This is a genomic window from Flavobacterium granuli (assembly GCF_900129705.1).
Classification (GTDB): Bacteria; Bacteroidota; Bacteroidia; order Flavobacteriales; family Flavobacteriaceae; genus Flavobacterium; species Flavobacterium granuli.
The window spans coordinates 356,307-382,867 of record NZ_FQWO01000001.1; the positions used below are offsets into that span (position 1 = coordinate 356,307).

Here is a 26,561-nt window from a genome sequence, read left to right on the forward strand (position 1 = left end):
CAATTGGCAGGGATTGGCAGACAAACACTACCACCTTTCACAATTTTGCATAGTGAACTTTAAATGCTGTGCAATGAAAATAATAACTATTGAGGAAGAAGCCTGGCAACAGCTCAACAGCCGTATCAATGCCATTGCCGACTATCTGAAAAGACAGGAAGATAAAAGCTATGATGACCTGTGGCTCAATAACCACGAAGTATGCCAATACCTGCATGTCAGCGAAAAAACCCTCTGGCGTATGCGTACCAAAGGCGAGATAGCTTATTCAAAAATCTATGGTCAATACTTCTATACCATTGGAACTATTAAGGATATGCTCAACGCCAATGCCATACAGAGCAGTGATGAATTTGTGCAGGAACTTATGGCAAAAGGCAAAAGCTATATCGAAAAAGGCAGAAAGCTAAAGACAGATAAAAAATAGGTATTAACCCTTAAAAGTATATCCCTATGAATATAGATAGAATGGAATTTTTGGCGTGGATGGAACGCCTGATGGGTCGCCTTGATATGCTGGGCGACACTATAGACGAATTACAAAAAAAACGTAACAGTATAGACGGTGAGGAATTATTGGATAATCAGGATTTGCTCCAAATGCTAAAAATCAGTAACCGTTCCCTGCAACGGTATCGCTCCATCGGCAAGCTGCCTTATTATACCATTAGCGGAAAATTGTATTACAAACTGTCTGATGTGCATCAGTTTATCAGGGAGAGTTTTAATCCTCCCATAACTAAACTGAACGCCAATAAGTGACAAATACTGCCTTTGACTGCCACTTTAGGTAATGCAATGAACGCTTCCTTTATATTCGGCATAGAACTTAAAATTTTCGGATTATGAGTAAAGAAACAACAAATAAACAGGAAATGCCCGAACAACTATCGGACATATTATTGGTGCTGGATAAAGAAAAAATGAAAATCCAAGCCGTAAAGAGTATGGACGAAAACGGGAAAATGGAAACCGTTGAACCAACGAAAAAGAACCAAAACCAATTTATGCGTGTGGACAAAAGTGGTGATTTCTTCTCCAATTTCTTCTCCAATTTTTTTAGCCAACTGAAGAACCCAACCAATTTGTCATTTTTTAAAGTATCGGCTGATGAAGCTTTAAATAAAGCACAGGAAATGCAAAAGCAGGTAGATAACCCAACACCCGAAGGTGAAAAAGTGATGAAAGAGCACGAAGTGAAAACCGAAAATCAACTAGATAAAAAACAAGTAAATCAAAATAATATGGAAACAGCACAAACAACGCCGGAAACAAGCGAATACCGCTACAAGCCGGAACAGATTGATTGGGACACAATGAACAATCTCGGATTAAGTAAAGAATACCTTGAAAAAAGAAACCTTCTTGAACCTTTATTGAAAGGCTACAAAACCAATGAGCTTATACCTGTGAGCGTTAATTTTGGCACAGCCATTCTCCGCACAGATGTACGCTTGTCTTTACAGGCAACCGAAGACGGAAGAGTAGTTCCTGCATTGAACGGCATTCGTAAAGAACCGAACCTCAACTTTGAGTTTTTCGGATACAAGTTTACGAATGAGGACAAGAAAAACCTGCTCGAAACAGGTAATATGGGTCGTGTGGTTGATTTAAAAAATTCTAAAACAGGCGAACTGATGCCCTCTATTATCAGTGTGGACAGGCTTACCAATGAGCTGGTTGCATTACGAACGGATTTCATAAAAGTCCCCGATGAAATTAAAGGCGTGAAATTGGACGATACCCAAAAGCAAACTTTAATAGAGGGTAAACCGCTAAAGTTAGAAGGCATGATTTCTACGAAAGGAACTGAGTTTTCGGCAACAGTACAGTTCAATGCGGACAAGCGTTATGTTGAGTTTCTTTTTGATAGAAGTAATTCTAATAAGCAAACGCAAAGCAACGGACAGAACAATCAACAAAGCAATCAGCAAAGCAATCAGCAAAATCAACCACAGGAAGCTCCAAAAACATTCCGTGGTAAAGAACTGACCGATGAGCAAAATAAGGATTTCAAAAACGGTCAAACCATTTACATTGACGGCTTGACAGATAAAAAAGGACAACCTTATCAAGGCTATATCACTTTCAATAAAGAAAATGGGAAAACCAATTTTGAATTTCCCAATCAATACAAGGAAAGGATAAAACCTACTGAAGCCCATAAAACACAAACTGCCGTCAATTCAGAAGGCAAAACCAATGAGGCAACCAAAAACATCAAAGAGCCATTAAAATCAGGACAAAAAAATCCTGATAGCAAACAGCAACAGGAAGAACAGGAAAAACCCGAAGCACCTGCAAAGTCCAAACGCAGAAAAATGTAACAAGAAAAAAATCGTGCGAAAAGCCAAGTACTATAAGGATTAAACAAAAAAATATTTGTTATGAATAAACAATCAATTAGCGAACAATATTCGCAGGAAAAAAGGACTGATATCCTCTTGATAATGAATAAAGGGGACAATAAGATCTATGGTATGAAGGGCGTTGGGAAATATGATGAATTTGAAACAGCAGAAGTAAACCTGAAAAATCAAGAACAATTTAAGCTGTTCGATAAAAATGGTAGTTTCCTTATGGAATTTCTGATCGAATTCTTTTCGTCGATGCAAAATCCAATCCAATTCAGATTTTTTATTGTGCCACAATCCCAAGCAGTGGAGTTGTCGGATAAAATTCAGTCAGGTGTCAATAATTCATCTAAAGAAGACAAATCATTGGTACAGAAATATGAATTGCAAATCGATCACTTATCAGGACGATTGAAAGCAGGAAACGAAAATTTCGACATTCAAAGGAAACCGGAACAGCTAAAGACACCTGCTAAGTCCAAAGGCGTAAAAAGATAATCAAGTATGAAAACAATCATTGCAGAAAAACCAAGCGTAGCAAGGGAAATAGCCGGCTTGTTAGGCGCATCCGAGAAAAAGGACGGCTACCTAACAGGTAACGGCTATTTTGTTACGTGGGCATTTGGACATTTAGTAGGATTGGGAATGCCCGAAGATTACGGAATATCAGGTTTTCAGAAAGCCTCACTTCCGATACTCCCCAATCCATTCTTACTAACCGTTCGTAAAGTTAAAAAAGACAAAGACTATACCGCTGATACAAGAGCATTAAAACAACTGAAAGTTATCGAACAACTTTTTAATAAAAGCGATAGCATTATCGTAGCAACCGATGCAGGTCGTGAGGGCGAACTCATCTTTCGGTACATTTATGAATACCTGAAATGTAACAAGCCCTTTGAACGGCTTTGGATAAGCTCTCTTACCGAAAAAGCCATTAAACAGGGTTTTGATACTCTTAAAGATGGAAAAGAATTTGACGGATTGTATCAGTCGGCACAAGGCAGAAGCCGTGCCGATTGGCTTGTGGGTATCAATGCTTCACAGGCATTGAGTATTATCGCAGGCAATGGTATCTATTCGCTCGGAAGAGTGCAAACGCCTACATTGGCTTTGATATGCAAACGCTATTTGGAAAATAAAAATTTCTCGGTACAGCAATATTGGCAGATACAGTTATCGCATAACAAAGAGTTGATAGATTTTAAAAGCATTTCCAAAACCAAATGGGAAGACCAAAAACTTGCCGATGATGCGCTGAAAGCCATTCAGCGAAGTGGAACAGCAACAATTACATCGTTAGAAACCAAAAGCGTTACGGAACAACCGCCTTTATTGTTCGACCTTACTGGCTTGCAAAAAGAAGCCAACAAAAAACTGAACCTTTCTGCTGAAGAAACGCTGAACATTGCCCAAAGTTTGTACGAAAAAAAGTTTATCACTTACCCACGTACCGGAAGCAAATATATTCCCGAAGATGTATGGACTGAAATTCCCAACCTAGTGAGGGCTTTGCAGGACAAAGAAACCTACAAGCAAGCCGTATCAAAAATGAAATGGGGACGTTTCAATAAACGCATCGTGAACGACTTGCGTGTTACCGACCATCACGGATTATTGATTACAGATAAAATCCCGTCAGCACTGAACGCAAAGGAAAATGCCGTTTACGATATGATTGCCTTTCAGTTGCTCGAAGCTCTTTCACAAGCCTGTATCAAGGAGATAACCGATGTCAGTTTACAGGTATTGCATTACGATTTTACAGCAAAAGGCTGTAAGATTACAGAAGCGGGCTGGCGTTCCATTAAAGGTAGTTTTTCTGATGATGACACCGAATATGTACAGGATTTGCCCGAACTGAAAAAAGGCGACGAACTCAAAATCAAGGAAGTCACCGTTTTGGAAAAGAAAACCAAACCACCTGTTCTTTATACCGAAGCAGGGCTATTGTCAGCTATGGAAAGTGCTGGAAAGAAAATCGAAAATGAAGAGGAACGGAAAGCCCTGCAAAATATAGGCATTGGTACTCCAGCTACAAGGGCATCAATTATCGAAACATTGTTTACACGCAATTATATCCAAAGGGAAAAGAAGTCTTTAATCCCAACCGAAAAAGGATTGCAGGTATATGAATTGGTCAAAGATAGAAAAATCGCAGACGTGGTAATGACTGCCGAATGGGAATTGGCATTCCATAAAATCGAAAACAACGAAGCAGATGCAGGGGTATTTCTAAAGGAAATGGAAACTTACGCTTCATCTATTACCAATGAATTGTTGCAAACTTCCATTGCCCAAAATAACCTACCTAAATTGGTTTGTCCGAAATGCAAAAGCCAACAACTTATTATCCGTGATAAAATTGTCAAATGTCCCGATGAGACTTGTAATTGGGTGCAGTTCCGTAATGTATGTGGCGTACAAATCGGTATAGCCGATATTGAAAGTCTTGTCAATAAAAGGAAAACTTCACTCATCAAAGGGATGAAAAGCAAGGCAGGAAAGAAGTTCGACGCCTACATCGTCTTAAATGACAAAGCAGAAAGTTCCTTTGAGTTTGCCAAAAATAAAAGCTACAAAAAGTAATGGAAAATAAGCCTACCATTAGCACAATGGAAATCAGAAATCTGATTTACTCCATACGTGGAAAGCAAGTGATGCTGGATAGCGACCTCGCTTCCTTATACGAGGTGGAAACAAAGAACCTCAACAAAGCCGTAAAAAGAAATATTGAAAGGTTTCCTGCTTCTTTTTGTTTTCAACTGACCGAAGAGGAAGTTGAAAACTTGAGGTTCCAAATTGGAACCTCAAGTTTGAGCTACGGAGGAAGACGTTATTTGCCTTATGTTTTTACAGAACAAGGGGTTGCAATGGCTTCTGCCATATTGCGTTCAGATATTGCCGTTAAAGTCAGTGTTGAAATTATGGAAGCATTTGTAGAAATGCGTAGAACGATTATCAGCAACGCTTCTTTGTTTCATCGTTTGGACAAAATTGAGCTAAAGCAATTAGACACTGACCAAAAATTTGAAGCCATTTTTAAGGCGATGGGAAGCGACAAGCTCCACAGCGAAAAAGGTATTTTCTACAACGGGCAAATTTTTGATGCCTATACCTTTGTATCGGATATTATCCGGAGTGCTAAAAGCTCCATTATCCTGTTGGATAATTATGTCGATGACACGGTACTGACCTTATTGGGCAAACGGAATAATAATGTAACTGCAACTATCTATACCAAAAACATCAGCAATCAGTTACGGCTGGATTTGCAACGGTACAACAGCCAATATCCTCCCATTGAAATTGAAGTTTTTTCCGATGCTCACGACCGCTTCTTGATTATTGACAACACCGAATTGTACCATATCGGAGCATCACTAAAAGATTTGGGCAAAAAATGGTTTGCCTTTTCAAGAATGGATATTGAGATTGGTAGGATGCTCCAAATATTAAATAAACAATAAATAAGCCCTCTATTTTAGGGGGTTTTGCTTTTAACTTCTTATCGTAAACAGTATTTATACGACAAATCCCGCCTCTCAAAGCCAAACCCTGCCACATTTTAAAGGCTCTTATTTACTGTTTTAACTTTAAGGCTTTCAAGTAAAATTCTAAACAAGAGTATAGTTATGAATACACAGCAAAAAGATCTATCGTATTTCAGGTTACGACTGCAAGAATTATTAAACACCAGCTTTCCCGAAAAAGCAAACGACCAGAAATTTATTGAGCAACGTTCCTCGTGGGCTTCCAATGCTTATGAGAGTGCTTTTCGTGCGGGAAATACAATTGAGCAATGCAACGAAATAGCCAATTACATACTTTTTGAGGGCTTATATTTCTCCAAATTCGACACCATATTTCAGGTGGTCTGTAATGAGTTTGATACCATAATGGCAGATGAGGAATTGCGACCATTTGCCCTGAAAATGTCCCTTGTTTGTGAGGCCGTTTTCTCCAACTATGAACTAACAGATGACTTCGCATACGGTTATGAGTTTGACTTGCTATATACCGAAATAACGGGAACCATCACAATATGGATAGCTGAAAATGGGCTTCAGTAAAAAGCAACATCTCCAATCGAATATTGATGCCTTACGAATTGCTTTTAAACTACAAAAGGAGAAACGACAAGCCACCGCAAGCGAAAGACTGCTAATGATGCAATACAGCGGATTTGGCGGTCTTAAATTCGTGTTGAACCCCATAGCAAACGAAATAGACATCAATAATTGGAGAAAAACAGAACACGATCTTTTTCCACTCACGCAGGAACTCCACCAGCTACTCAAAGAAAATTCCGAAGACGAAAAGCAATACCGCAAGTATGTAGATAGTATGAAAAGCTCCGTACTAACGGCTTTTTATACACCACCACAGGTTATAGATGCTATTTCCGCAACCTTGCGTGAAAGCGGTCTGAACATTGATAAATTCCTCGAACCCTCCGCAGGTATCGGCTCATTCATACAATCCTTTTCGAAAAACGGGAAAAGTGTTACCGCTTATGAAAAGGATTTGCTCACAGGCAAGATTTTAAAACAACTTTATCCCGAAAGTAATATCCGTGTAAGTGGCTTTGAGGAAATACCCGAAAAGGAACAAAACAGCTATGATGTAATTGCCAGCAATATTCCTTTTGGCGACACTTCGATATTTGACCTTTCCTATTCCCGAAGTAGAGAGACTGCAAAAGTACAGGCTTCCCGAAGCATACACAATTACTTCTTTCTCAAAGGTGCTGATATGCTCCGAGAGGGCGGTTTACTAGCTTACATTACTTCACAGGGCATTCTCAATAGCCCAAACAACGAACCAATACGCAGGGCGTTGATGCAGGATAATAATTTGGTTTCAGTCGTTCGATTACCCAACAACCTTTTTACAGAATATGCAGGTACGGAGGTTGGCAGTGATTTGATTATACTGCAAAAGAACACAGCAAAACAAAGTCTGACCGAAAGGGAAGATCTGTTTTGCCAAAGCAACCGAACGGAATACGATACTCCAAGCAATACGTTGTTTCAGGACAGCACAAGAATTGTACATACCTCTAGCAAATTAGATACCGACCCTTATGGACAACCTGCTCTGATCTATACACATAAAGAGGCTGTTGAGGGAATTGCCAAAGACCTCAAACAAATGCTTTCCGAAGATTTTGATAAGTATCTGAATTTGATTTTATACAAAGGCGAACGGAACGATGAGCCTATAATACAAATTCCCACTACTCCAAAGGTAACACCTCCAATTGTCCAACCAGTAAACATTCAGCCAGAAATACAACCTTTATCAATCAATCGGGAAAGCCCGCAGGAATTAAAACAATTAAGCATTTTTGACCTGTTTGAAAATGCGGGAGAACCTGTAATGGTTCTTGCTAGACCCAAAACAACGACACAAGCCAAAAGACAAAGTACTAAAAAAAGTAGCCGTGCAATAGGTCGCCAAACCGACCTGTTTAATGCAATGCAACAAACTTATACACCTCCAATCACAAATAGAATTACTAACGGAAGCACATCAGTCAACGGTAAAAAACAGGAAGCTATCGGCGACCTGTTTTCGAGTAGCAACGGGAACGGACAAGCTGATAAGTCAGCCGTACTCGACACCATTCCCGAACCTTCTCCGTATAGTAGCGAACTGCAACCGTTCTACCGTAACGATTGCCTTGTCGTGAATAATGGTTGGGTCGGTCATCTGCAAGATGTAGATACATCAAATGAAAAAGCAATTTTTCATCCTTTGCAATTACCGACTTCACAGAAAGCAAGAGCCGAAGCATACATTGCGTTACGTGATGTTTACCAAGATCTTTACAATAAGGAGGCGAAGCTTCAGACCGAACATAAAGAAGAAAGAGAAAATCTTAATCAATTATACGATGCCTTTGTCAAAAGGCACGGAAACCTCAACATTGCCGATAATATCAAGCTCATCAAAACGGACAGTTCCGGAAAGGAAATACCTTATTTGGAACGTGTGGTTGGTGGCGTGGTACACAAGGCCGATATATTCAGTCGCCCTGTAAGTTTTTCTACCTTAACCATAACAACGGACAATCCCGAAGAAGCGTTAGCGGCTGCGCTGAACAAATACGGAAGCGTGGATTTGGACTATATGTCCGAAATCAGCGGTATGACGGACGAGGCTTTAAAAGAAGCATTACACGGTCGTATTTACTACAATCCTTTGCAAAAAGAATATGAAATATCTGAACGCTGGATTGCAGGGAACGTGGTAGAAAAAGCCCAAGAGATACAGAACTACATTGAAAACAATCCCAATGATATCGAAGCCAAAACAAGCCTTACTGTTTTGGAAGAAGCCCGACCAAGACGAATTGAGTTTGAGGAACTCGATTTTAATTTAGGTGAACGCTGGATACCCACTGGTATTTATGCCCGTTTTGCTTCACATCTTTTTGATACGGACGTACTAGTTCATTATTCTGAAAGTTCGGATGACTTTTCCGTAAAGTGCAACCGTAAGAATTTGCATATATGGGAAAAATACGCTGTCAAAGCTGAAAGCCGGACGTTTGACGGTATTGCCCTGCTTAAACACGCCCTTGTCAATACCACGCCTGATATTACTAAAAAAATTAGGATTGGCGACCAAGAGGTCAAGGTGCGGGATATGGAAGCTATACAAATGGCGAACACAAAGATTGATGAAATCCGTACCGCTTTTACCGATTGGCTTCACGCCCAAAGCGATGAGTTTAAAAACAGGCTGACCGACCAATACAACGATACGTTTAACTGTTTTGTTCGACCGAACTATGACGGAACACATCAGGATTTTCCGGGATTAGACCGTAAGGCATTAGGTATTGAAGACTTGTATTCGAGCCAAAAAGACACCGTTTGGATGATAAAACTGAACAATGGTGCTATCTGCGACCACGAAGTAGGTGCAGGAAAAACGTTGGTAATGTGTACCGCAGCACAGGAAATGAAGCGTTTGGGCTTAGCCCATAAACCTATGATTATCGGGCTGAAAAGCAATGTTCACGAAATTGCCGAAGCCTACCGCACTGCCTATCCACACTCTAAAATTCTGTTTCCAGGCAAAGAGGATTTTACACCTCAAAAGCGGATGAGGATCTTCGGGGATATTAAAAACAATGATTGGGATTGCGTAATCCTCACACACGACCAATTTGGGATGATACCGCAATCGCCCGAAATACAAAAGGAAATTCTCCAAATCGAATTGGATAGTGTAGAACGAAACCTCGATGCACTACAATCACAAGGCAAGGAAGTGACGAGAGGTATGCTTGCTGGAGTAATCAAGCGGAAAGAAAACCTCGAAGTTAAACTCAAAACCCTGCAACACGATATTGAAAATCGCAAAGATGACGTAGTGGATTTTAAGATGATGGGCATTGACCATTTGTTTGTGGACGAAAGCCATCAATTCAAAAACTTGATGTTTAACACAAGACATTCCAGAGTTGCTGGATTAGGTAATGTTGACGGAAGCCAAAAGGCAATCAACCTTTTGTTTGCTATCCGCACCATTCAGGAACGCATTAATGCGGATATGGGAGTAACTTTCCTTTCCGGAACTACGATCAGTAATTCTTTGACTGAACTGTACCTGCTGTTCAAATACCTGCGACCACGGGCATTAGAAAAACAAGGCATTCATTCTTTTGATGCGTGGGCGGCTATCTATGCAAGGAAAACGACTGATTATGAATTTTCGGTTGCCAACAACATCGTAGCAAAAGAACGTTTTCGATATTTTATTAAAGTGCCGGAGTTGGCGCAATTTTACTCGGAAATCACGGATTACCGAACGGCTAGGGATATAGGCATTGACCGCCCTAACAAGAATGAGGTATTATATAACATACCACCTACACCCGATCAGGAAGTGTTTATACAAAATTTGATGGAATTTGCTAAATCTGGAAATGCTACTTTGTTGGGAAGAGAAGCTTTATCTCCATCTGAAGAAAAAGCAAAAATGCTCATCGCTACTGATTATGCTCGTAAAATGTCTTTGGATATGCGGATGGTAAGCGCTGCATATGATGACCACCCCGACAACAAGGCTTCGCATTGTGCAGCAAACATTGCTAAGTATTACAGCCAATACAATGCACAGAAAGGAACACAGTTTGTTTTCTCTGATTTGGGAACTTACAAGCCGGGCGACTGGAATGTTTACTCCGAAATCAAACGTAAGCTCGTAGAAGACCATGGCATACCTTCACACGAAATTAGGTTTATACAGGAAGCGAAAAATGATAAGCAACGCAAGGAGCTTATCAAAGGAATGAACGAGGGAAAAATCCGCATAATATTCGGTTCTACAAGTATGTTAGGAACTGGTGTGAATGCACAAAAAAGAGCTGTAGCAGTCCATCATCTGGATACGCCGTGGCGACCAAGCGACCTTGCCCAAAGGGACGGTCGGGCAGTCCGAAAAGGAAATGAGATTGCCAAGTTCTTTGCGGAGAATAAAGTAGATGTGATTATCTATGCCGTTGAAAAATCATTGGATAGCTACAAGTTTAATCTGCTTTACAATAAGCAACTTTTCATTGACCAATTAAAAAATAATAATCTCGGCAAACGAACCATTGACGAGGGCAGTATGGACGAAAAATCGGGAATGAACTTCTCGGAATACGTGGCTATTCTTTCGGGAAATACAGACCTGTTGGATAAAGCTAAAATAGAAAAACAGGTTGCCGGATTGGAAAGCGAAAAACAGGCGTTTAACCGTTCAAAGTATAGTGCAAAGTACAAATTGGAAGACTATACGGCTGAACTTGATAAAGCCCAATCCCGTTTTGACCGTATGAGCCTTGATTGGAATAATCTGCAAGAGCGTATTCAAAAACGTTCGGACGGTACAATCGCAAATCCTGTGCAATTGGACGGCTTGCCACCCAATGCGGATATTAAACAAATTGGTGCAAAGCTCAACCAGCTTTCGGACAAAGCCCGCACCGGAGGTCAGTATGAAGAAATCGGTGCATTGTATGGATTTATGCTGTTGGTAAAAACCGAAATATCCGAAAAAGAGGGTATGGATATACGGGTAAACCGCTTTTTGGTTCAGGGCGAGGGCAATATCAAATATACCTATAATAACGGTATCATCGCTAAAGATGAAAAGCTGGCTACTGTGAACTTCCTTAGTGCTCTGGAGAAGTTGCCAGGCTATATAGAGCAGGAACAAAAGAAAATTGCAGAAATACAAAAGGATTTACCTGTTCTTCTGGAAGTGGTAAACGGTACGTGGTCTAAGGAAAACCGATTGAGTGAACTCAAAACGGAACTGTCTGCCGTTGAACGGAAAATACAGTTGTCTATAACGCCTGAACCCAAAGAGGAACCTGCGGAACAAACCGAAAAACAAAAAGAAACTCCAAATATTTTGGAGAGTATTGTACGGACGAAAGGTATTCACTTACCCCGTGGGGTATTATAATATGTAAAAGTATCCGCTACATTTCTTCCTGTTCATCCATTTTCCTAATCAAAGCATCCCGTAAGCTGTCAAGAAATTTTGTTCGGTTTATTTTTCGGGATTTAAGTTCCATAAATGTATGATAAAAGTCGCCCAAATCAACATTAAAAGCACGTTCAAATGTTTTGGCAATAACTTTAATATCTGCATTTCCATTGTCAAGCACAGCTCGCGAATGCAGTGCATAAATCAATTCTATGAGTGCTGTTTTGCTCCCTGTCCAATTTAAATTCGGTAGGTCTGTTGATTTCTCTCTATACGTAGTGTTGTGAAGCTGGTCTTCAAGATAGACTTGTATCAGGTCATTAGCTATAATCTTTGCTACTTTGTAATCGTGGGATGTGGAAAAGTTGCGGTCTGCCTCAAAATAATACGTGTCTAAACTTAACTTAATATCGTACTTGCCTCGTACAAAGAGCTTATCGTCAATGAAAGAATTATTGGTTCGGTAATATTTATAAAATTCAAGGTTGTTATCGAAATACCTTTTGAGTTTTTTCAACTCATCATTAAGGTATTTCTTAATAGGTTTTGCACCGTAAGGCTTTTTTGTTTCGATTTTATAAATGGCATTATAGTAAATTAGTTTTGAAACGATGGCAGGCTTCTGATGTTTGAAAAAATGGATTTCCTCATCAATATTCTTAAATCCCCTATTTAAAACATACTCCTTTACTTCGGACAAGCATTTAAGGATGATATCTATAACGGCTTCTATCCTTTGTATAGAGTAGTCTGTTTCTATCTCCAATTCATCTATTGTTGTTTCCAGTCTAAGCAGTGTTTTATTATAAAATTTATCCATACGGTTGGTCTGTTTAATTTGGCTTTCGAAAAAGCACTATCCGTAATAAATATCAAACATTGTACAAACGACTATTCCAAATGATAGTTGTTTGTACAATATTTGATGAACAAGGTATCTTACTTGATGATTTTAGATAAACAAAGTAATTTGACGAAGTTGTTTAAATATGATTTCTTCTATTACTCTAATCTAAACCTAATACCAACATAAATTTCCCGTCCCCGTGTCGGACCCCAAACAGAAGATGTGTCAAAGTATGGACTGAATGGGTCTTGCCAACTGATAATTGGTTGTAATTGTCGGAAGTCAAAAATATTCTCACAACCTGCATACATTTCAAACTTTTTAAAGTTGTAAGTAAACTGTGCATTTACAATTGTATATGGCTCTGAAAAGTCAGGTCGTTGAAATTCTATTGGGTTTGATTTTGTGTCGGGCAAACGCTGTCTGCCATACCAATGCACATTCATATCAAAGTGAAATTTGTTTGTCAATGGCTTGTAGCTAAAAGTCGTAATTACCTTGTGCTTTGGATTGAATGGCAAAAGTTGTTTTGTTTCTCCGATTTCCCGATAAACGTCTAAATAGTTATATCCTGTTTTAAACTCAAACCGCCTGTAAATTTTTAAATACAATTCTGCCTGAAAACCGTTGCTTACACTTGTCCCTGTAAAATTCTGAATAATAGCCTTTGTCGGGTCGCTGTCATAATCGGGGAAAATCTGATTTTGAAAATCGGTTCTGTAATAATCGGCACTGAAATAACCTGATAAATTATTGTCTTCCGTATCAAACTTTTGTGTAAGGTTAAACCCAAAGTTTACTGCTTTTTCGGGTTGTAATTGCTCGGCAAAAATGATGTCCCTTGAACTTACAAGCAATCCGATATTTTCGCTGAATAAATTTACTGTTCTCCAACCTGTTCCAATATTTGCACGAACAATAGTTTTTGGCGTTATGTCATATTTCAGCAATGTTCTTGGTGTAAACTGAAAACCAAATTGGTTATGGTGGTCGCCCCGAACTCCTGCAATCCAAGTGAGTTTGTCGTTAAAAAACCGCATTGTGTTTTCGGCAAAAAGTCCTGGGATGTTTTCTAATCGCTGATAATTGCCTGCATAAGTTCTTTGCAAAAATGTATCTGTAAATGCAATGTCTTCATTCAGGTTCAAATGACGATAACTAATACCTGTTTTCAAATCGTGTTTGGCATAGTTTAATTCATATTGAATGTTGCCGTAAAAATTGGTCTGCTGTGCGTTGTATTTTACGGTTCCGAAAAATGAATTTTGCTGTTGATGAAAAGCCGAAGCAAACAACACAACATTGTGTTTATCATTAAAACGATACCCTGTTTTAGTCCACATTTCAGGCTGATTGATATTTACCGATTGCCCATAAACATTGGTGCTTCCTTTGTCGCTTTCTGCATTGAAAGAAGTTTGTCCCCCAATTCGTTGTTCATTGAAAAAACGTAAACCAATTCTGCTGTTCCAACCCCAATCTTTTTCATTACCATACTTCCACTTATTAAAAATCATATATCTGGTAAGCAATGGTAAGTCTAAAAAATTATCGTTGTCCCTGTCAATTTTGTTGGCAGGTTGCACCGTATGAAACGCAGTTAAGTTGCTCCATTTACCTTGCTTAAAAGCATAGTTGGCGTTAAAATGCTTTTCCATAAAATTGTTCATATACAGATTGAGCAATAATTTATCTGTTTTGTCAGGTTCTTTTGTTTCTACATTGATTTGTCCGCTAATGCTTTCATACCCTTGAATAACGCTGTTTGCTCCTTTGGAAACATAAATATTATCAACCAATGTCCCCGGAATACTGCTTATACCATAGGTGTATGCTAAACCTTGTATCATCGGGAAACCGTCAATTAAAATTTGATTGTAAACTCCCGATAAGCCTAAAATGCGAAGTTCTTTTGAGTTTGTTATTACATTGGTTGTTTGCGGTTGTACGGTTGTTTGTGTTTCAAAGCAACCTGCCAAATCACAACAAGCAGCTTTTGCAAGTTCCGTTTGTGTAATCTGTTCGGTTTTAATCGGCTTAATGTCCGAAATAATTACTCCGTCACGTTGTCTTGAAATTATAATTTCATCAAGAGTATGGTTTTCCTCTAACGTAAACTCAACAAATGTTTGGTTACTGATTTCAATTGTATCGGACGAATGTCCTACATAACTTGCAATCAGTTTCTTATCGGAAATGTCTTTGATTGATATTTCAAATTGTCCTTTGTTACCTGTTAATGTGCTTGTGGTTGTGCCAAGCCAATAGACATTAGCACCTACTAACGGCTCTTTTTTGTTGTTGGTTACTTTTCCTAAAATGGTTTGTGCCGAAATACTAAAAGGAAACAGTAAACCAACAATGAAGATGTATTTTTTCATTGTCTGATTTTTTAATAAAGGGCAAAGCAAGTTTGCTTTGCCCTGCCTTGTTTACTGTTTTACTTTATATGGTCTTTCGTCAGGATTTTCGCAACTTCCTGTGCTTTCAACGGCTGTAAAAATTTCTTTTTCATTTACCAACGCAGGATTGTATTTTACTTCAAAGGTTGTGGTTGTTCCTTGTTTTCCTGATTTGCAACTGCTCACGCCATTTAGCTTTTCAACATTGGCTGAAATCATTTTTAAATCCATAGAACAGGATATGCCCTTAACTTTGACCGAAGTGGTTTTGATGCTATCAGTTGTACACTGACTTTTATCAGAGCCTTTACAACAAGATGTTTGTGCAAATGCAACGTGTGTTGTGGCAGTTAATAATAATGCCACAACGAATAATTTTATGAAATTCATTGTTCTGATTTTAAATTGTTTAACGATAAAAATTTATGCTCCGATTTCTCGGTGCAAAACTCAAAAGGGTTGTTAAACAATTTTAGGCGGTTGCCAAAAGTCAGAAGCGAATTGAGAAGAAAATACTGATTTATAGAAGAAATATCGTTTTGTTGATATTTTGTGCTTGGGTAGAATTTTATAAAAAGGAATAGAAGCGACTTGTAAAAGACAAGAATTACATACTTGAAAAGGATTACAGTTTTTCTCACTATTATCTTTCTTCTGATTGTGGTCGTTTGATTGAATTGGGGCACATTGCCCACCACAACAGCTTTGTTCGGTGTCTGTCTGCAATGAAATAGCTACTATTCCCGGCTTAATCACAAGGAATAAAATATATGTTGTTAATATGTATGCTAAAAATTTCATTACTCTGCGAAGATACACTTAATTCTTGATTTTTTTTTCAATTGTATTACAAAATTCGACAATACAACTTTTGACGAAAATCTTCTTCTGGAAATTTATTAAAATTTCCCATCTTGTTCTGCTTCTTTTTTTAAGTATTATTTACTTAGAAATTATTTCTTCTTTAACAGCAATCTTGGATAAACATAATATTAATACCAAAACTTCTACCAGCGGTGCGATTACCCCTCTTGCACCAAATGCTGTAAATCGGGGTCGCTTTTGATACGCTCCAATTCCGTTTCTATAATCTGTACAATGTCTTGTTTTATCTGACGGTAATTGCTGTCAATATCCTGCTTCATTTTATCTTCTCCGTGTTCATCAACAAAGGATAGGATTTCCGGTATCTTCTGATATACTTTAGTTTCTGCGGCAACCTTTTCATTGTCCACAACAATTTCAGCGTGGAAAATCTTTTGCTCGATGCGTTCATCAAAGTTGTCCGAAACTGAACCTACAAACATACCCTGCGTAAGCGTTGAAATTTTCGATGCAGGAATAAGGCTGTCTAACTGTGTGGATATAGAGGTAGATTTATCATTCCTGTTAATCGTCATACTTTGGCGTTTCTGTAAGACTTTCCCGAAGCGTTCCGAAAGACTTTTTGCCGTTTCTCCTACAACCTGCCCACTGAAAATATTACCTACTGTATTTTGGATAACTTTGCTCTCTTTGTCGCCGTAATCCCTTGTTAATTGCGAAAAATCCTGAAATCCTAAACATACTGCCACTTTATTACTTCTGGCAGTTGCAATAAGGTTATCCAGTCCTCTAAAATAAATGGTTGGCAGCTCATCTATGATTACGGAACTCTTTAATTGCCCTTTTTTGTTGATGAGCTTCACAATTCTTGAATTGTATAAGCCCAAAGCTGCGGAGTAGATATTTTGACGGTCGGGATTGTTACCCACGCATAAAATTTTAGGCTCTTTCGGATTGTTGATGTCAAGTGTGAAATCATCCCCAGTCATTACCCAATAGAGTTGCGGGCTAATCATTCTTGATAACGGGATTTTTGCCGATGCAATCTGCCCCTGTAATTGGTCTTGCGCTCCGGATTGCCACGCATCCATAAAAGGTGACAAATAATTTTCCAAATCGGAATATGAGGTTAAAATAGTAAACACGTCTGAATACTTTTTGTTAAGCAATTCAATAGCGTGTGGAAAGGTACAATATTTACCATCCTCATAGATTTTCAGATACCAAATAATGGCAGCTAATAGGATAATTGGGCTTTCCACGAAAAAATCCCCTTGCTTCTGTATCCAGCTTCGATTGAGGTTCAGCATTATGGTATAAGCCGCTTCATAAGCATCAGATATATCCGTCATAAAATCGGGATTAAGTGGATTGCAACGGTGGCTCTTGCGTGGGTCGTCAAAGTTGATGACGTAAAATTTGGGTTGGACTTTGTACTTATCCCGATGCTTCAGTAAGTGATTGTAGGCAATGGTAGAAAGGTCATCAAATTTAAAATCATATATATACATACTAAAGCCTTTCTCAATTTGTTGCTTGATGTAGTTGTTTACGATTGCATAGCTCTTGCCGGAACCCGGTGTGCCTAACACAATCGAGGCTCGAAAAGGATTGACGATATTTATCCAGCCGTTGTTCCATTTTCCTTTGTAATAAAACTTTGTGGGAAGATTGACAGAATATTCGTTTTCCATCAACTTTGTTTCCTGTTGAAAACTCTCGTTCTCATTATTGAAAACATCATCCATCAAATTGGTACGTAGCAATCGGCTCATCCAAACTCCGGCTACCATAAAAGCGATATAGCCTAAACCTGTGGTAAGGATATAAAGGATTGTAGCGGTTAATAACGGTAGCTTTAGTAAAGGGAAATTCAGAAAAAACAGGATAGTACCAATCGCTAAAGCCACATAGATTTTAGACCAAGTTATCTTTTCATTTTTTACTCCTTTAGAACCCAAACAGCTTAATGCCAACAATACCAAAGCAAATAGCTTGGTATATATGGTATGCGAAAACAGCCCTGCCGTTCGCTGAAAATTGCCCAATACTTTGTTGATGATTTCTAAAGTCCAGCCACGTTCTATAAAGAAACCGTAGCAGAACCAATAAAGGTGCATCAGTACCAAAAGGATACTCACTGCCCTCATAAAAGCCATTATTTTGGCTAAACCTGTTAAATCGTCTTCTCCCTGCATTATTTTAATTTTTAATGTTCGGGCGTGAATTTAAAGGCTCTACATAGTGGCTATAAGAATGTGGCAGTCAATGGCGGTGCGTGGCTGTGTTTGGCTGAATACTATTGCTGACCTCTTTTGCGTTTACGTTTCTTCTTCATTTTGTTGGCAAAATCCTGTTCCTCGTAATCTTCGCCCTGTGCTTCGGGCAGTAAACCTCCCAATGCTTCAATCAAACCGTCTTCGTGTTTTTCAGTAGTATTCAGGAAGTCGAACAAATGATGTGGTTCTTCCGCAGGAAGATCTGCATCATTTGATGTGGATATTTTTGGTGGATGTACGGCAGGTTCTTTAATCTCCGATTTGATATTATTGTTCCAATAATCATTAAAGGTATTGGCAGAAAGTTCCTTTGCTAAGCGTGAACCGTTCCAAACCGTTTTAGAATTGTGGTCTATAAAAGTTATCCCGTAAATACGTCCTGTGTCATTTCTACGCACTACTACATTTATACCCTGTTCGGCTAACTGCTTTTTAAAAGCCTGCTCATTACTTGTTGATTTCAGGGCAATAGTAACGGCAGCTTTAATGGTTGGTTTTGTCGGGTGGTCTTTTAAAACCTCTTTGCATTTTGCAAAATGCAATTCCAAAGTCGGTAGCCCTGCGTTTTTTCCGAAAAGCGAAGCCTTGAATGGATGTCCGGCTCTTTCTCCTTTGTCATTTAACGGAATGTATAATAAACCCTGCCGTAGCTGCCCCTGCAATTCGCCCTCCACTTTTTCGGTAGTAACATTGAATAGGGAAAGCAAAGCGTTATATTCTCCCAAAGTTTGGTATTGATAATAATTCGGCAGGTGTCGGACTACTGAAGCTATCTGACTTTTCACATCGCCTGCCCGATAATCTATCGGACGGAAAACCTTGTCGTTCTGCTTGTGTTCCTTATCAGTTGCAGGTATCAACCCGTGTTTACTTTCGAGTTCACGGCACACATTCATAGACCGCATTTTCTCGAACTTGTCCGAAATCTTTTTGCCCTCTTCGTCCACGCAAACTGAAACGATATGGATATGGCTACGGTCAATATCGGTATGTTTGAATACCACAAATGGCTGTTCGCCGTAACCCATTTCCCTCATATACTGCTCTGCCATTTCCCTGTACCTGTCATCGTTTACCTTATCATTCGGGTCGGGATTGAGCGAAATATGCAACGTATGTTTTTCGGTATTGCGGTTGGCTATCAGATAAGGTGCAAAGGATTGGGTTAATTGTGCAACTGAATAATGCCCGTTAGCGGTTTCAATCATCTTGTTGGCAAACAAAATTTTTCCGTTTTCATTCTCCACTTTGAGCTGATTGTATGCTAATGCTCCGTATAAATTTCCGCTTCTGCCGATTTTCGCTATCATTTCTAAGACTGTTTTTTTAGATGTTTTGCTTCAAATTCTTCGGTTATCTGAATGATTTTTTGGCATAGCATCGCCATTTCAGCCGTCTGTTTTTCTAATTTATAAAGGAATGCTGCGGCTTTTTTCTCGGAAAAATTCTTGTATAAAAGCTTTACAATTTGGTTGTAATTGACACCCACAGAACGAAACTGACTGTGAAACGAGGTCAATCGCATATAAAAATCAACCGTTCCCTTGTCAATTTTAACCGATTTCATTTCCTTACTGAACAGCAGGGAAATGATAAACTTTGCTTTATTGGGCATTCCCGATGCTTCAAAAAGCGATAAAAGTTTGGCATTTTCTTCGTCTGTAAGACGGAAAACGTGGCGGTGGATGCTTGGGTCGGTTTTCAGTGTCCGCCCGCCCTTATTCTGTTTTTTGTTACTGTTCTCATTCATCACTAATCCATTTTTAATCCACACAAAACCTCGACTTCGGAGAGCGTTTTCTGCCCCCTGCTAAGGGCAAGTTGTTTTGAGGCACTAACTCGGTTTCGAGTGCCTCAAAACACAACTTGCCGTGTTCTGTCGAACACAAAAATCCGCCCTGCGGGACGGATTAAATGTAACAGGGAAAAACGGCTCGATGCCGTTCCCGTTGCCCTCCGATTTGTCAAAAGAATTTTGCATAAATCCATTAATAAAAATCATTGTACAAAGTAAAGCCCTGTTTACGAAAGCATTGTACTGTATAGCAGTGCCAAACACTGCCTTTGAACGCCAAACACTGCCACACCGCAATCAGCGGGCAAATCAATCGCTTTATTTGCCGTATAATTTTAGTGCAGGTAGTAAAAAATGTATCTAAACAAAGAAGAAAATCAGGTTTGCAAACAAGCGGTTTGGAATAAAAGCATAGGGTTTTAAAAGCATAAAACAATAAAAGTGTAAAAGCATAAAAGCGGTAAAGCAATTTACCTGTTGCAAGTTTTGCCACTTGCTAAAGAATGTGCCTTACAAGGCAAAAATGAAAGCAGATACCTGTGCAGGAAAGTACCCAAAAGGGAATGCAGGAATATAGGAATGAGGTAATAATCAGATAAACCAATATTCAATCCTGCAAACAAATAAAGTGTGTAACAATAAATTTTTAAATAATGGAAACAACAAAGAAAACTTTAAAAATCAGCTTCTCCACCCAAAAAGGCGGTGTGGGAAAATCTACAATGACCACTTTACTGGCAAGTGTGCTTCACTACCGTTTAGGTTTTAATGTGCTGGTGATGGACTGCGACTTTCCGCAACACAGCCTGACCAATATGCGTGAACGGGATAAGAGAACCATAATGCAGAACGACTACCATAAAAAAGCGGCAATGAAGCAGTTTCAAGCAATCAACAAAAAAGCGTACCCGATTATTAAATGTAAAGCTGAAACGGCTCTGGAGAAAGCATCGGAATACAGAAGCCAGTCGGCGGTTGTGCCAGATGTGATCTTCTTCGACCTGCCGGGAACAGCCAATACTAAAGGCGTTTTGACCACTTTAAAAAAAATGGACTTCATCTTTTCGCCCATTACTGCCGACCGTTTGGTAGTGGAAAGTACATTGGGCTTTACCAAAGCCTTTCTCGGACTTCCCCAAACGGACGAGGGCAATCCCGAACAAGAGATGTGGCTGTTTTGGAACCAGGTGGACGGCAGGGAAAAAACAGGTTTGTATGATGCGTATCAAAGTGTCATCAAGGAACTCAACCTGCCCATAATGGAAACAAGGATAATGGATAGCAAGCGTTTCCGAAAGGAAACAGACGATACAGGTAGTTATGTATTCCGGTCAAGTTTGCTGCCTGCCGAACCACAGTTAATGAAAGCAACTAAAATGGATTTGTTTGTCGAGGAATTTTTAAAAATCACTCATCTATAAAAATAGTAAAGTATGGCTTCAGATAACAAAAACAACGATTTTGAAAAGCCCAATGTTGATGAGGAATACCTTATGAACGTCATAAGCGGCGATGAGCCTGTTGCTCCACCGAGCAATAACAAAAAGCAGGATGTACCAAAGGAAACAAAGCCCAGGGAAAAAGCCCGTAACAGTTCATCAAAGAAAGCGGACTACGAGGAAACATTTTTGGTCAATCGGTTTCCATCGGGGCGTAACGGCAAGGTCGTTTACATACGCCCTGAATACCACGAAAGATTACTCCGCATCGTTCAACTGACAAGGGAAGAAAGAACTACGCTCTACTCTTACATTGACAACATTCTTGAAAATCATTTCAGGGAGTACGGGGACGATATTACCAATTATTTCAACGAACATTTTAAACCCATTCTATAATGAAAAAAGAAAAAAAGTACAGGAAAGGCGTTGCATCTGGCAACAGCTCCGATACAGTTAGCAGTAAGGCTAAAACAACCTATGAACAAGCATTTATGCAAATGAATAGAATGCAGAAAAGAGGCAATAAAAGCATATACCTAAGCCCTGAACATCACGAGCGTTTAACCCGTATAGTCCAGATTATAGGCGATGATAAAATACCCTTGTTTGCCTATCTCAATAATATTCTTGAACATCATTTTAAAGTGTTTGTAGATATGATTACAAAAGAGTTCAACGAAAAGTATAAAGGCTTGTTTTAAAAACCCTACGTTATGGAAATAGTAATTGTGATATGCCTGCTGATTGTCATTGTCCTGCTTTTGCAGGATAAGATTGTCATTCATAAAAGGTCAAAGCAAGAACCTTCGCAGAAGAAAGTCAATCTGAACCTGCCCGATATTATGGGGCAACCTAAACCCGTAGAACGCCTTTCAGTGCCAAACACTGCCAATGAACGCCAAATTGAGGAACCGGAGATAAACCCTGCTAATTTAGACATTGAATACGACGAAAATGAAAACGTCGGCATTCAAATCCGCAAGGAAGAGCTGGACGAAGTTTTCAGAAATATGCCTGATTTGGAGGAAGAGGAAGAAGAATGGAACAGGTACGGAATATTTGGTGGCGATAACAGTCTTGCCCAAGGGGTTACCTTTGAAGAACTAAGCTCCGTAGGTGCATTGCTCCAAAAAGAGAATTTGGAACAATCACAAAAGGAAACAGCGGTAGATATAGTTCAAAGATTACAGGGGACTGAATTATTCAGCCTGCTGGAAAATTCCATCGAGGGTGCCTCCCAAAAAATTGCCGAGCTTTTGGATAGCACACTCTCACGTGAAACGGAAGCCGGTTCTTCCACTTTGCGGAAAAATGATTTGAATGATTTTGACATTGGGGAGTTTGTCTGAAAGATGGCTCCCCTTTGTTTTAAATAGCTTTATCAAGCCGTTTATGGATGTAGGATATGGTGTTGAAAATATCCAAAGCCTCCTCTTCAATAATTTCAAATTTAATTTTAGGTTCGTGTGCAGTAGAATTTCTAATTAAGCCAAAAACACCTTTAATTAGATTACATAATCCTATGTGTTCGCTTCTATCTGTGTCGGTTTTTAAGTGATTGATTTTAACCAAAGGGTTGCTGGTAGAAAATGTCGTTTCTACCAAAGCATTGCCATCCACATAAAGTCCAGTCATTGCCCTTAAGCGGTCAGCAATACTTTTAGTGGCCTCAAAGACTGAATGAAAGTAGTTTTCAACCAATAGTTCAGCCTTGCAATATTCAAATACTGCTGAATGAATATTTCTGTTTTCCAACTTATGCTTCAAACGACTGGCTCTTTGTTCGGCTTCTGCGATTGTTGTAGCTTTTTCAACTAATCTAAATTTTCCTTGCTCTGTAAGTTCAGTACCGATAAAGGCTAATCGTTTATTCACTTCCAACCTACGATTATGAAAAGTTTCTTCTTTCCCGATGTACCTCACCGGTTGCAAGGCATCTTGAACAAACCTTAATATATGATTTGAGCATTGATGCTGATTTTGCCAATCAGCAAATGCTGAATATAGTCTTTTCCATTTTGTATTTTGGGAGTCAATATCTGGAATGTTAGAATTTAAAAGGACTTGCCCTATTTCAGCACCTGTTAGACCATCTGTTGTATCTCCAATTGTTCTGCACAACCCTTCCAATATGTGAGCCTCAAACATTGGACGTTTAACATTTGCCATTTAAAAAAATCGTTTAAAAATTGTTTGCTGTTCGCTATCTGAATATTCGGCAATTACCTGTTTAGACCAGTCAAAATCAAACTTACCAAACTTACTCTCATCCGTGCTTAAATCAATCTCATCTTCATTGAAAGTAAGAATATATTGAAAATTATGCAGTTCGTTTGATTTGTGGTACATATAGTTCAAAACATTGGATACTGTTTTGTTTGATATGGCGTGGAATACACCGTCGTGTACAAGAAAATCCGGGAAATTCCGTTTATCTATGCTGCTTTTTAAGAATACCATTAAATCATACGCTACAATTTTTAAACGCTCTTGTCCTAAAGCATCTGCTTTGGGAATTTCCAAACTTATTTTAAAAGGCAATTGATTTCTTGGCGAAGTAGAGTTCAATGTGACATTAAAATAAGAATTATCAAATTCTTCATCCAGATAAATAGCATTCTCAAGAATTTGTTGAAATAATAATCTCAATTCATCAAGATATGATTGTTGCTTATTTAGCTCGCTAACAATATCTCTTTTTAATTCAGCGATTACAATATTTGAGTTTCCTAATATTTCCTCTATTTCGTCAATTTCTCTTACAATGGACGTATTTCGTTCCAAAAGTGTTTTTTCATTCACTAATCTCTCATATGTACTTTCAATTCTATCTAATGCTCCTCTTTCTTTTAATAGGGAAAATAATTGACTTCTGTTCTTCTCTAATTTTTCAAGCTGTTTTAAACTTTGGTCTATTGATGATTGTAATTTTTTCTCTTCCTCCAATAGATATTTATTTCTATTTGAAAGAAGTTGCTTTTTAAAATCTATAACTTCATCAAGACTTTTTTTCACAAAGTTGCCAAAAGTAGCTACAGTTTCGTTATAGAGTTTACGTATTTTGTCCAGGTCAATTGAAGCAACATCGTTGTATGAGGATTTTAGTTTTTCTAACTTCCGATTTGTGTTATGATAGCTTGCAGATTGCTCATTGATTTCAGATATAACTTGATTTAATTTTTGCTCTATCTCTTTGTGATTTGCAAGAAAATTATACTCTTTCAGACTATTTTCGAGAGCTGTAATGTCTTTTTCAATTTTTAATCGTTCGGTTCTAAATTCCTGAATATCCTTACCAGTATCTGCTTTAACTTTTTCAGACAATGATTTTACGGTGTTATTATATCTTTCATATTCAGAAGAGACTTCATTATATTTTAGAAGTGTTTTTGTTGGAAGATTAAGCAAATAAAAATTGTATAATGCCTTTTCTCTTGCATTAGCATTGTATGAAACAAAATTTAAAGGGTCAGCTCTCTGTTGGCTTTGCAAATCATCCTTAACAAAAAATTCCATCAATGTCCCATATCTTTTTCCTTCAAAGAACACTTCATTATTCTCCGTTGGAAAAAATATCCCTTCCAGCAATTTGGGCATTTCCGATTTTTCGTACTCATCAAAAGTATCAGGTCGTTTTCCAAAGAATATTTTTTTGGTTTCAGCAAAACTTCGCCTGATAAAATATTTTTGTCCTTGTACTTCAAATTCTAAAGTAATTGTGTGTTCATCGTCTCTTAAAAAGTCATATTTTTTATGTCCAAATCTTTTTTCTGCTTTGCCGCTTAATAAAGTAAAATCGACAAGTCTTACCAATGTGGACTTGCCAATACCATTAATTCCTCTTGCAGCCTTATCCCCTGAATATTTACCCAATATGATGTTTATTCCATTGTGAAATGGAACAGCATCTATGAGGTTGGTTTCTGAATATATTCTAATTAACATCGTTGTCGAATAAACTTGTTTGAATTTCTTCTTCGTTTTCTTTCTTCACTAATTTTATTTTATATCCCTTTTTATCAATACTACCAAGCGTATGCAAAAAAGTTAAAGCATAAAGGAAAAGGTCTGGAGTTCTTTCTTTATCCCTGTTTAAAAATTTACTCATCACATCATCCACAATAACATACTTATTCTTGTACGGGGAATTCCCCATAATACTTATAATGTCTGCTCCCAATACCATCAGGTTGGTTTTAAGATTGCTTTCTGGCTGAGGTAATATCATAGTTCATTTTCTGTTTTTCTGCCTATTAAGCATTGTTCAAACATATAAAGCAATATAGATTTAACACATTTTACATACTCATCATCTTTAATGTTTCCATATGCTATTGTGTATTGGTCTGTTAGATTATATAACCTTTCTTTAAAATTGCCAGAAAGTTTATTGTAATCATTTATTATTCTTCTTTTTAGAGTGTTAATTTCATCATCATTATATCCCGAAAGTATATTGGTAATCGTATTAAATTCTTCCATTACCAACATCATCTCCGAATTCATTCCATCCCAATCTTCCTGTTCAAAGTTGAGTTCGATTTTCTTCTGAGGGGGGACTAATGTTTTTTTGTCAAAATGCAGAGCTTTATCTTCTTCAGTTGGAGCATTCAGTAAATCATTGATAATATCTTGTATATAGTCTTGTATGAAGAAATTCTCAATTCCCAAATAGGCTGCAAGTTTTCGCTTTTTACTTGATACAAGTTCATCAATAATGGGAAGGAGTTGATCTATACCTTTAATCAAAGTATTACCATCCAAAGCCTGAATTAGAGTAAATTGCTCCGGCGATACTTCGTGATTTACATACATTTCCCAATTTGGAAATTTATCTTTCCAGTTTTTCTGATATTTTTCAAAATCGCCCTCCTTGTTTTTAGCTCCTAAGACTTTTGTTTCAAAATCTGGTTTGTTGTACTTTCTTGGAGCATAGCAAGCCAATATCTTTTGTTCAGGCAAAACAGTACCGTCATTGCCTTTGTCTTTATTCCTTCTGATAGGGATATAATTATCGACACCATATTTCAAAAGAAACAGTTCATCAATAAATTCCTCGAACTCAAATCCCTCTTTGGATTGAATTTGCATTTTAAAAGCATTCTTTAGTAATTTATCCATA

At 38.3% G+C, this 26,561-nt stretch carries 22 protein-coding genes; 12 read left to right on the forward strand and 10 right to left on the reverse strand.

All coding sequences use genetic code 11. The features are described 5' to 3' along the window. The first annotated feature begins 73 nt into the window (after window positions 1-73). The 8 genes from BUB25_RS01450 (at window position 74) to BUB25_RS01485 (ending at window position 11,825) form a co-directional block, all read left to right on the forward strand. Window positions 74-427 carry a helix-turn-helix domain-containing protein gene (locus BUB25_RS01450; RefSeq protein ID WP_072938690.1) on the forward strand — a complete coding sequence of 118 codons (354 nt, stop codon included), beginning with the start codon at window positions 74-76 and terminating at the stop codon, window positions 425-427. A gap of 26 nt (window positions 428-453) precedes the next feature. Further along, the gene (locus tag BUB25_RS01455) at window positions 454-762 is read left to right on the forward strand and encodes a helix-turn-helix domain-containing protein (RefSeq protein ID WP_072938693.1); all 309 of its coding nucleotides are present in this window, start codon (window positions 454-456) and stop codon (window positions 760-762) included. 83 nt (window positions 763-845) lie between these two features. Further along, window positions 846-2,327 carry a DUF3945 domain-containing protein gene (locus tag BUB25_RS01460; protein WP_072938696.1) on the forward strand — a complete coding sequence of 494 codons (1,482 nt, stop codon included), beginning with the start codon at window positions 846-848 and terminating at the stop codon, window positions 2,325-2,327. Window positions 2,328-2,387: 60 nt separating this feature from the next. After that, complete coding sequence (locus BUB25_RS01465) at window positions 2,388-2,852, forward strand: hypothetical protein (RefSeq protein ID WP_072938699.1); 465 nt, start codon at window positions 2,388-2,390, stop codon at window positions 2,850-2,852. A gap of 6 nt (window positions 2,853-2,858) precedes the next feature. Continuing rightward, entirely contained in the window at window positions 2,859-4,943 is a 2,085-nt protein-coding gene (locus BUB25_RS01470) for a type IA DNA topoisomerase (protein WP_072938702.1), read from the forward strand. Continuing rightward, window positions 4,943-5,824 carry an ORF6N domain-containing protein gene (locus tag BUB25_RS01475; RefSeq protein ID WP_072938705.1) on the forward strand — a complete coding sequence of 294 codons (882 nt, stop codon included), beginning with the start codon at window positions 4,943-4,945 and terminating at the stop codon, window positions 5,822-5,824. The genes BUB25_RS01470 and BUB25_RS01475 overlap by 1 nt, the downstream gene beginning before the upstream one ends. 165 nt (window positions 5,825-5,989) lie before the next feature. Beyond that, window positions 5,990-6,427, forward strand: a complete 438-nt coding sequence (locus tag BUB25_RS01480) for a DUF1896 domain-containing protein (RefSeq protein WP_072938708.1) — start codon at window positions 5,990-5,992, stop codon at window positions 6,425-6,427. Then, on the forward strand, window positions 6,414-11,825 hold the full coding sequence (locus BUB25_RS01485; protein WP_072938711.1) for an N-6 DNA methylase: 5,412 nt from the start codon (window positions 6,414-6,416) through the stop codon (window positions 11,823-11,825). The genes BUB25_RS01480 and BUB25_RS01485 overlap by 14 nt, the downstream gene beginning before the upstream one ends. Before the next feature lie 16 nt (window positions 11,826-11,841). Here the strand turns inward: BUB25_RS01485 and BUB25_RS01490 are convergent, their stop codons facing one another. The 6 genes from BUB25_RS01490 to mobA all read right to left on the reverse strand — a co-directional run bounded on the left by BUB25_RS01490 (window position 11,842) and on the right by mobA (window position 19,952). Next, the gene (locus BUB25_RS01490) at window positions 11,842-12,669 is read right to left on the reverse strand and encodes an RteC domain-containing protein (RefSeq protein ID WP_072938715.1); all 828 of its coding nucleotides are present in this window, start codon (window positions 12,667-12,669) and stop codon (window positions 11,842-11,844) included. 182 nt (window positions 12,670-12,851) lie between these two features. Continuing rightward, window positions 12,852-15,077, reverse strand: coding sequence for a TonB-dependent receptor (locus BUB25_RS01495; RefSeq protein WP_072938719.1), 2,226 nt, complete (start codon window positions 15,075-15,077; stop codon window positions 12,852-12,854). 51 nt (window positions 15,078-15,128) lie between these two features. Next, window positions 15,129-15,488, reverse strand: coding sequence for a hypothetical protein (locus tag BUB25_RS01500; protein ID WP_072938723.1), 360 nt, complete (start codon window positions 15,486-15,488; stop codon window positions 15,129-15,131). A 632-nt stretch (window positions 15,489-16,120) separates the two neighbouring features. Then, window positions 16,121-18,121: a conjugal transfer protein MobC gene (gene mobC / locus BUB25_RS01510; protein WP_072938729.1), complete on the reverse strand. Its 2,001-nt coding sequence runs from the start codon at window positions 18,119-18,121 to the stop codon at window positions 16,121-16,123. Window positions 18,122-18,222: 101 nt separating this feature from the next. Next, on the reverse strand, window positions 18,223-19,512 hold the full coding sequence (gene mobB, locus BUB25_RS01515; protein ID WP_072938732.1) for a conjugal transfer protein MobB: 1,290 nt from the start codon (window positions 19,510-19,512) through the stop codon (window positions 18,223-18,225). A gap of 2 nt (window positions 19,513-19,514) precedes the next feature. Further along, window positions 19,515-19,952, reverse strand: a complete 438-nt coding sequence (gene mobA / locus BUB25_RS01520) for a conjugal transfer protein MobA (RefSeq protein WP_072938735.1) — start codon at window positions 19,950-19,952, stop codon at window positions 19,515-19,517. 698 nt (window positions 19,953-20,650) lie between these two features. Between mobA and BUB25_RS01525 the strand changes: the two genes are divergently transcribed. From BUB25_RS01525 to BUB25_RS01540, 4 genes are read left to right on the forward strand one after another with little or no spacing between them, the layout of a single operon-like run. Beyond that, window positions 20,651-21,418, forward strand: a complete 768-nt coding sequence (locus tag BUB25_RS01525) for a ParA family protein (protein ID WP_019974889.1) — start codon at window positions 20,651-20,653, stop codon at window positions 21,416-21,418. Between the two features lie 12 nt (window positions 21,419-21,430). Beyond that, window positions 21,431-21,835: a DUF3408 domain-containing protein gene (locus tag BUB25_RS01530; RefSeq protein ID WP_072938738.1), complete on the forward strand. Its 405-nt coding sequence runs from the start codon at window positions 21,431-21,433 to the stop codon at window positions 21,833-21,835. Beyond that, the gene (locus BUB25_RS01535; RefSeq protein ID WP_072938741.1) at window positions 21,835-22,140 is read left to right on the forward strand and encodes a DUF3408 domain-containing protein; all 306 of its coding nucleotides are present in this window, start codon (window positions 21,835-21,837) and stop codon (window positions 22,138-22,140) included. The genes BUB25_RS01530 and BUB25_RS01535 overlap by 1 nt, the downstream gene beginning before the upstream one ends. Before the next feature lie 12 nt (window positions 22,141-22,152). Beyond that, the gene (locus tag BUB25_RS01540; protein WP_072938744.1) at window positions 22,153-22,788 is read left to right on the forward strand and encodes a conjugal transfer protein TraD; all 636 of its coding nucleotides are present in this window, start codon (window positions 22,153-22,155) and stop codon (window positions 22,786-22,788) included. A gap of 19 nt (window positions 22,789-22,807) precedes the next feature. Here the strand turns inward: BUB25_RS01540 and BUB25_RS01545 are convergent, their stop codons facing one another. The 4 genes from BUB25_RS01545 to BUB25_RS01560 are packed head-to-tail and all read right to left on the reverse strand — an operon-like array spanning window position 22,808 to window position 26,560. Then, the gene (locus BUB25_RS01545) at window positions 22,808-23,608 is read right to left on the reverse strand and encodes a TIGR02391 family protein (protein ID WP_072938781.1); all 801 of its coding nucleotides are present in this window, start codon (window positions 23,606-23,608) and stop codon (window positions 22,808-22,810) included. Beyond that, complete coding sequence (locus BUB25_RS01550; protein ID WP_072938784.1) at window positions 23,609-25,384, reverse strand: DUF2326 domain-containing protein; 1,776 nt, start codon at window positions 25,382-25,384, stop codon at window positions 23,609-23,611. Continuing rightward, window positions 25,374-25,667, reverse strand: coding sequence for a hypothetical protein (locus BUB25_RS01555; RefSeq protein WP_072938787.1), 294 nt, complete (start codon window positions 25,665-25,667; stop codon window positions 25,374-25,376). The genes BUB25_RS01550 and BUB25_RS01555 overlap by 11 nt, the downstream gene beginning before the upstream one ends. Further along, window positions 25,664-26,560: a hypothetical protein gene (locus BUB25_RS01560; protein ID WP_072938790.1), complete on the reverse strand. Its 897-nt coding sequence runs from the start codon at window positions 26,558-26,560 to the stop codon at window positions 25,664-25,666. Before BUB25_RS01560 ends, BUB25_RS01555 begins: the two co-directional genes overlap by 4 nt. Between the last annotated feature and the right edge of the window lies 1 nt (window position 26,561).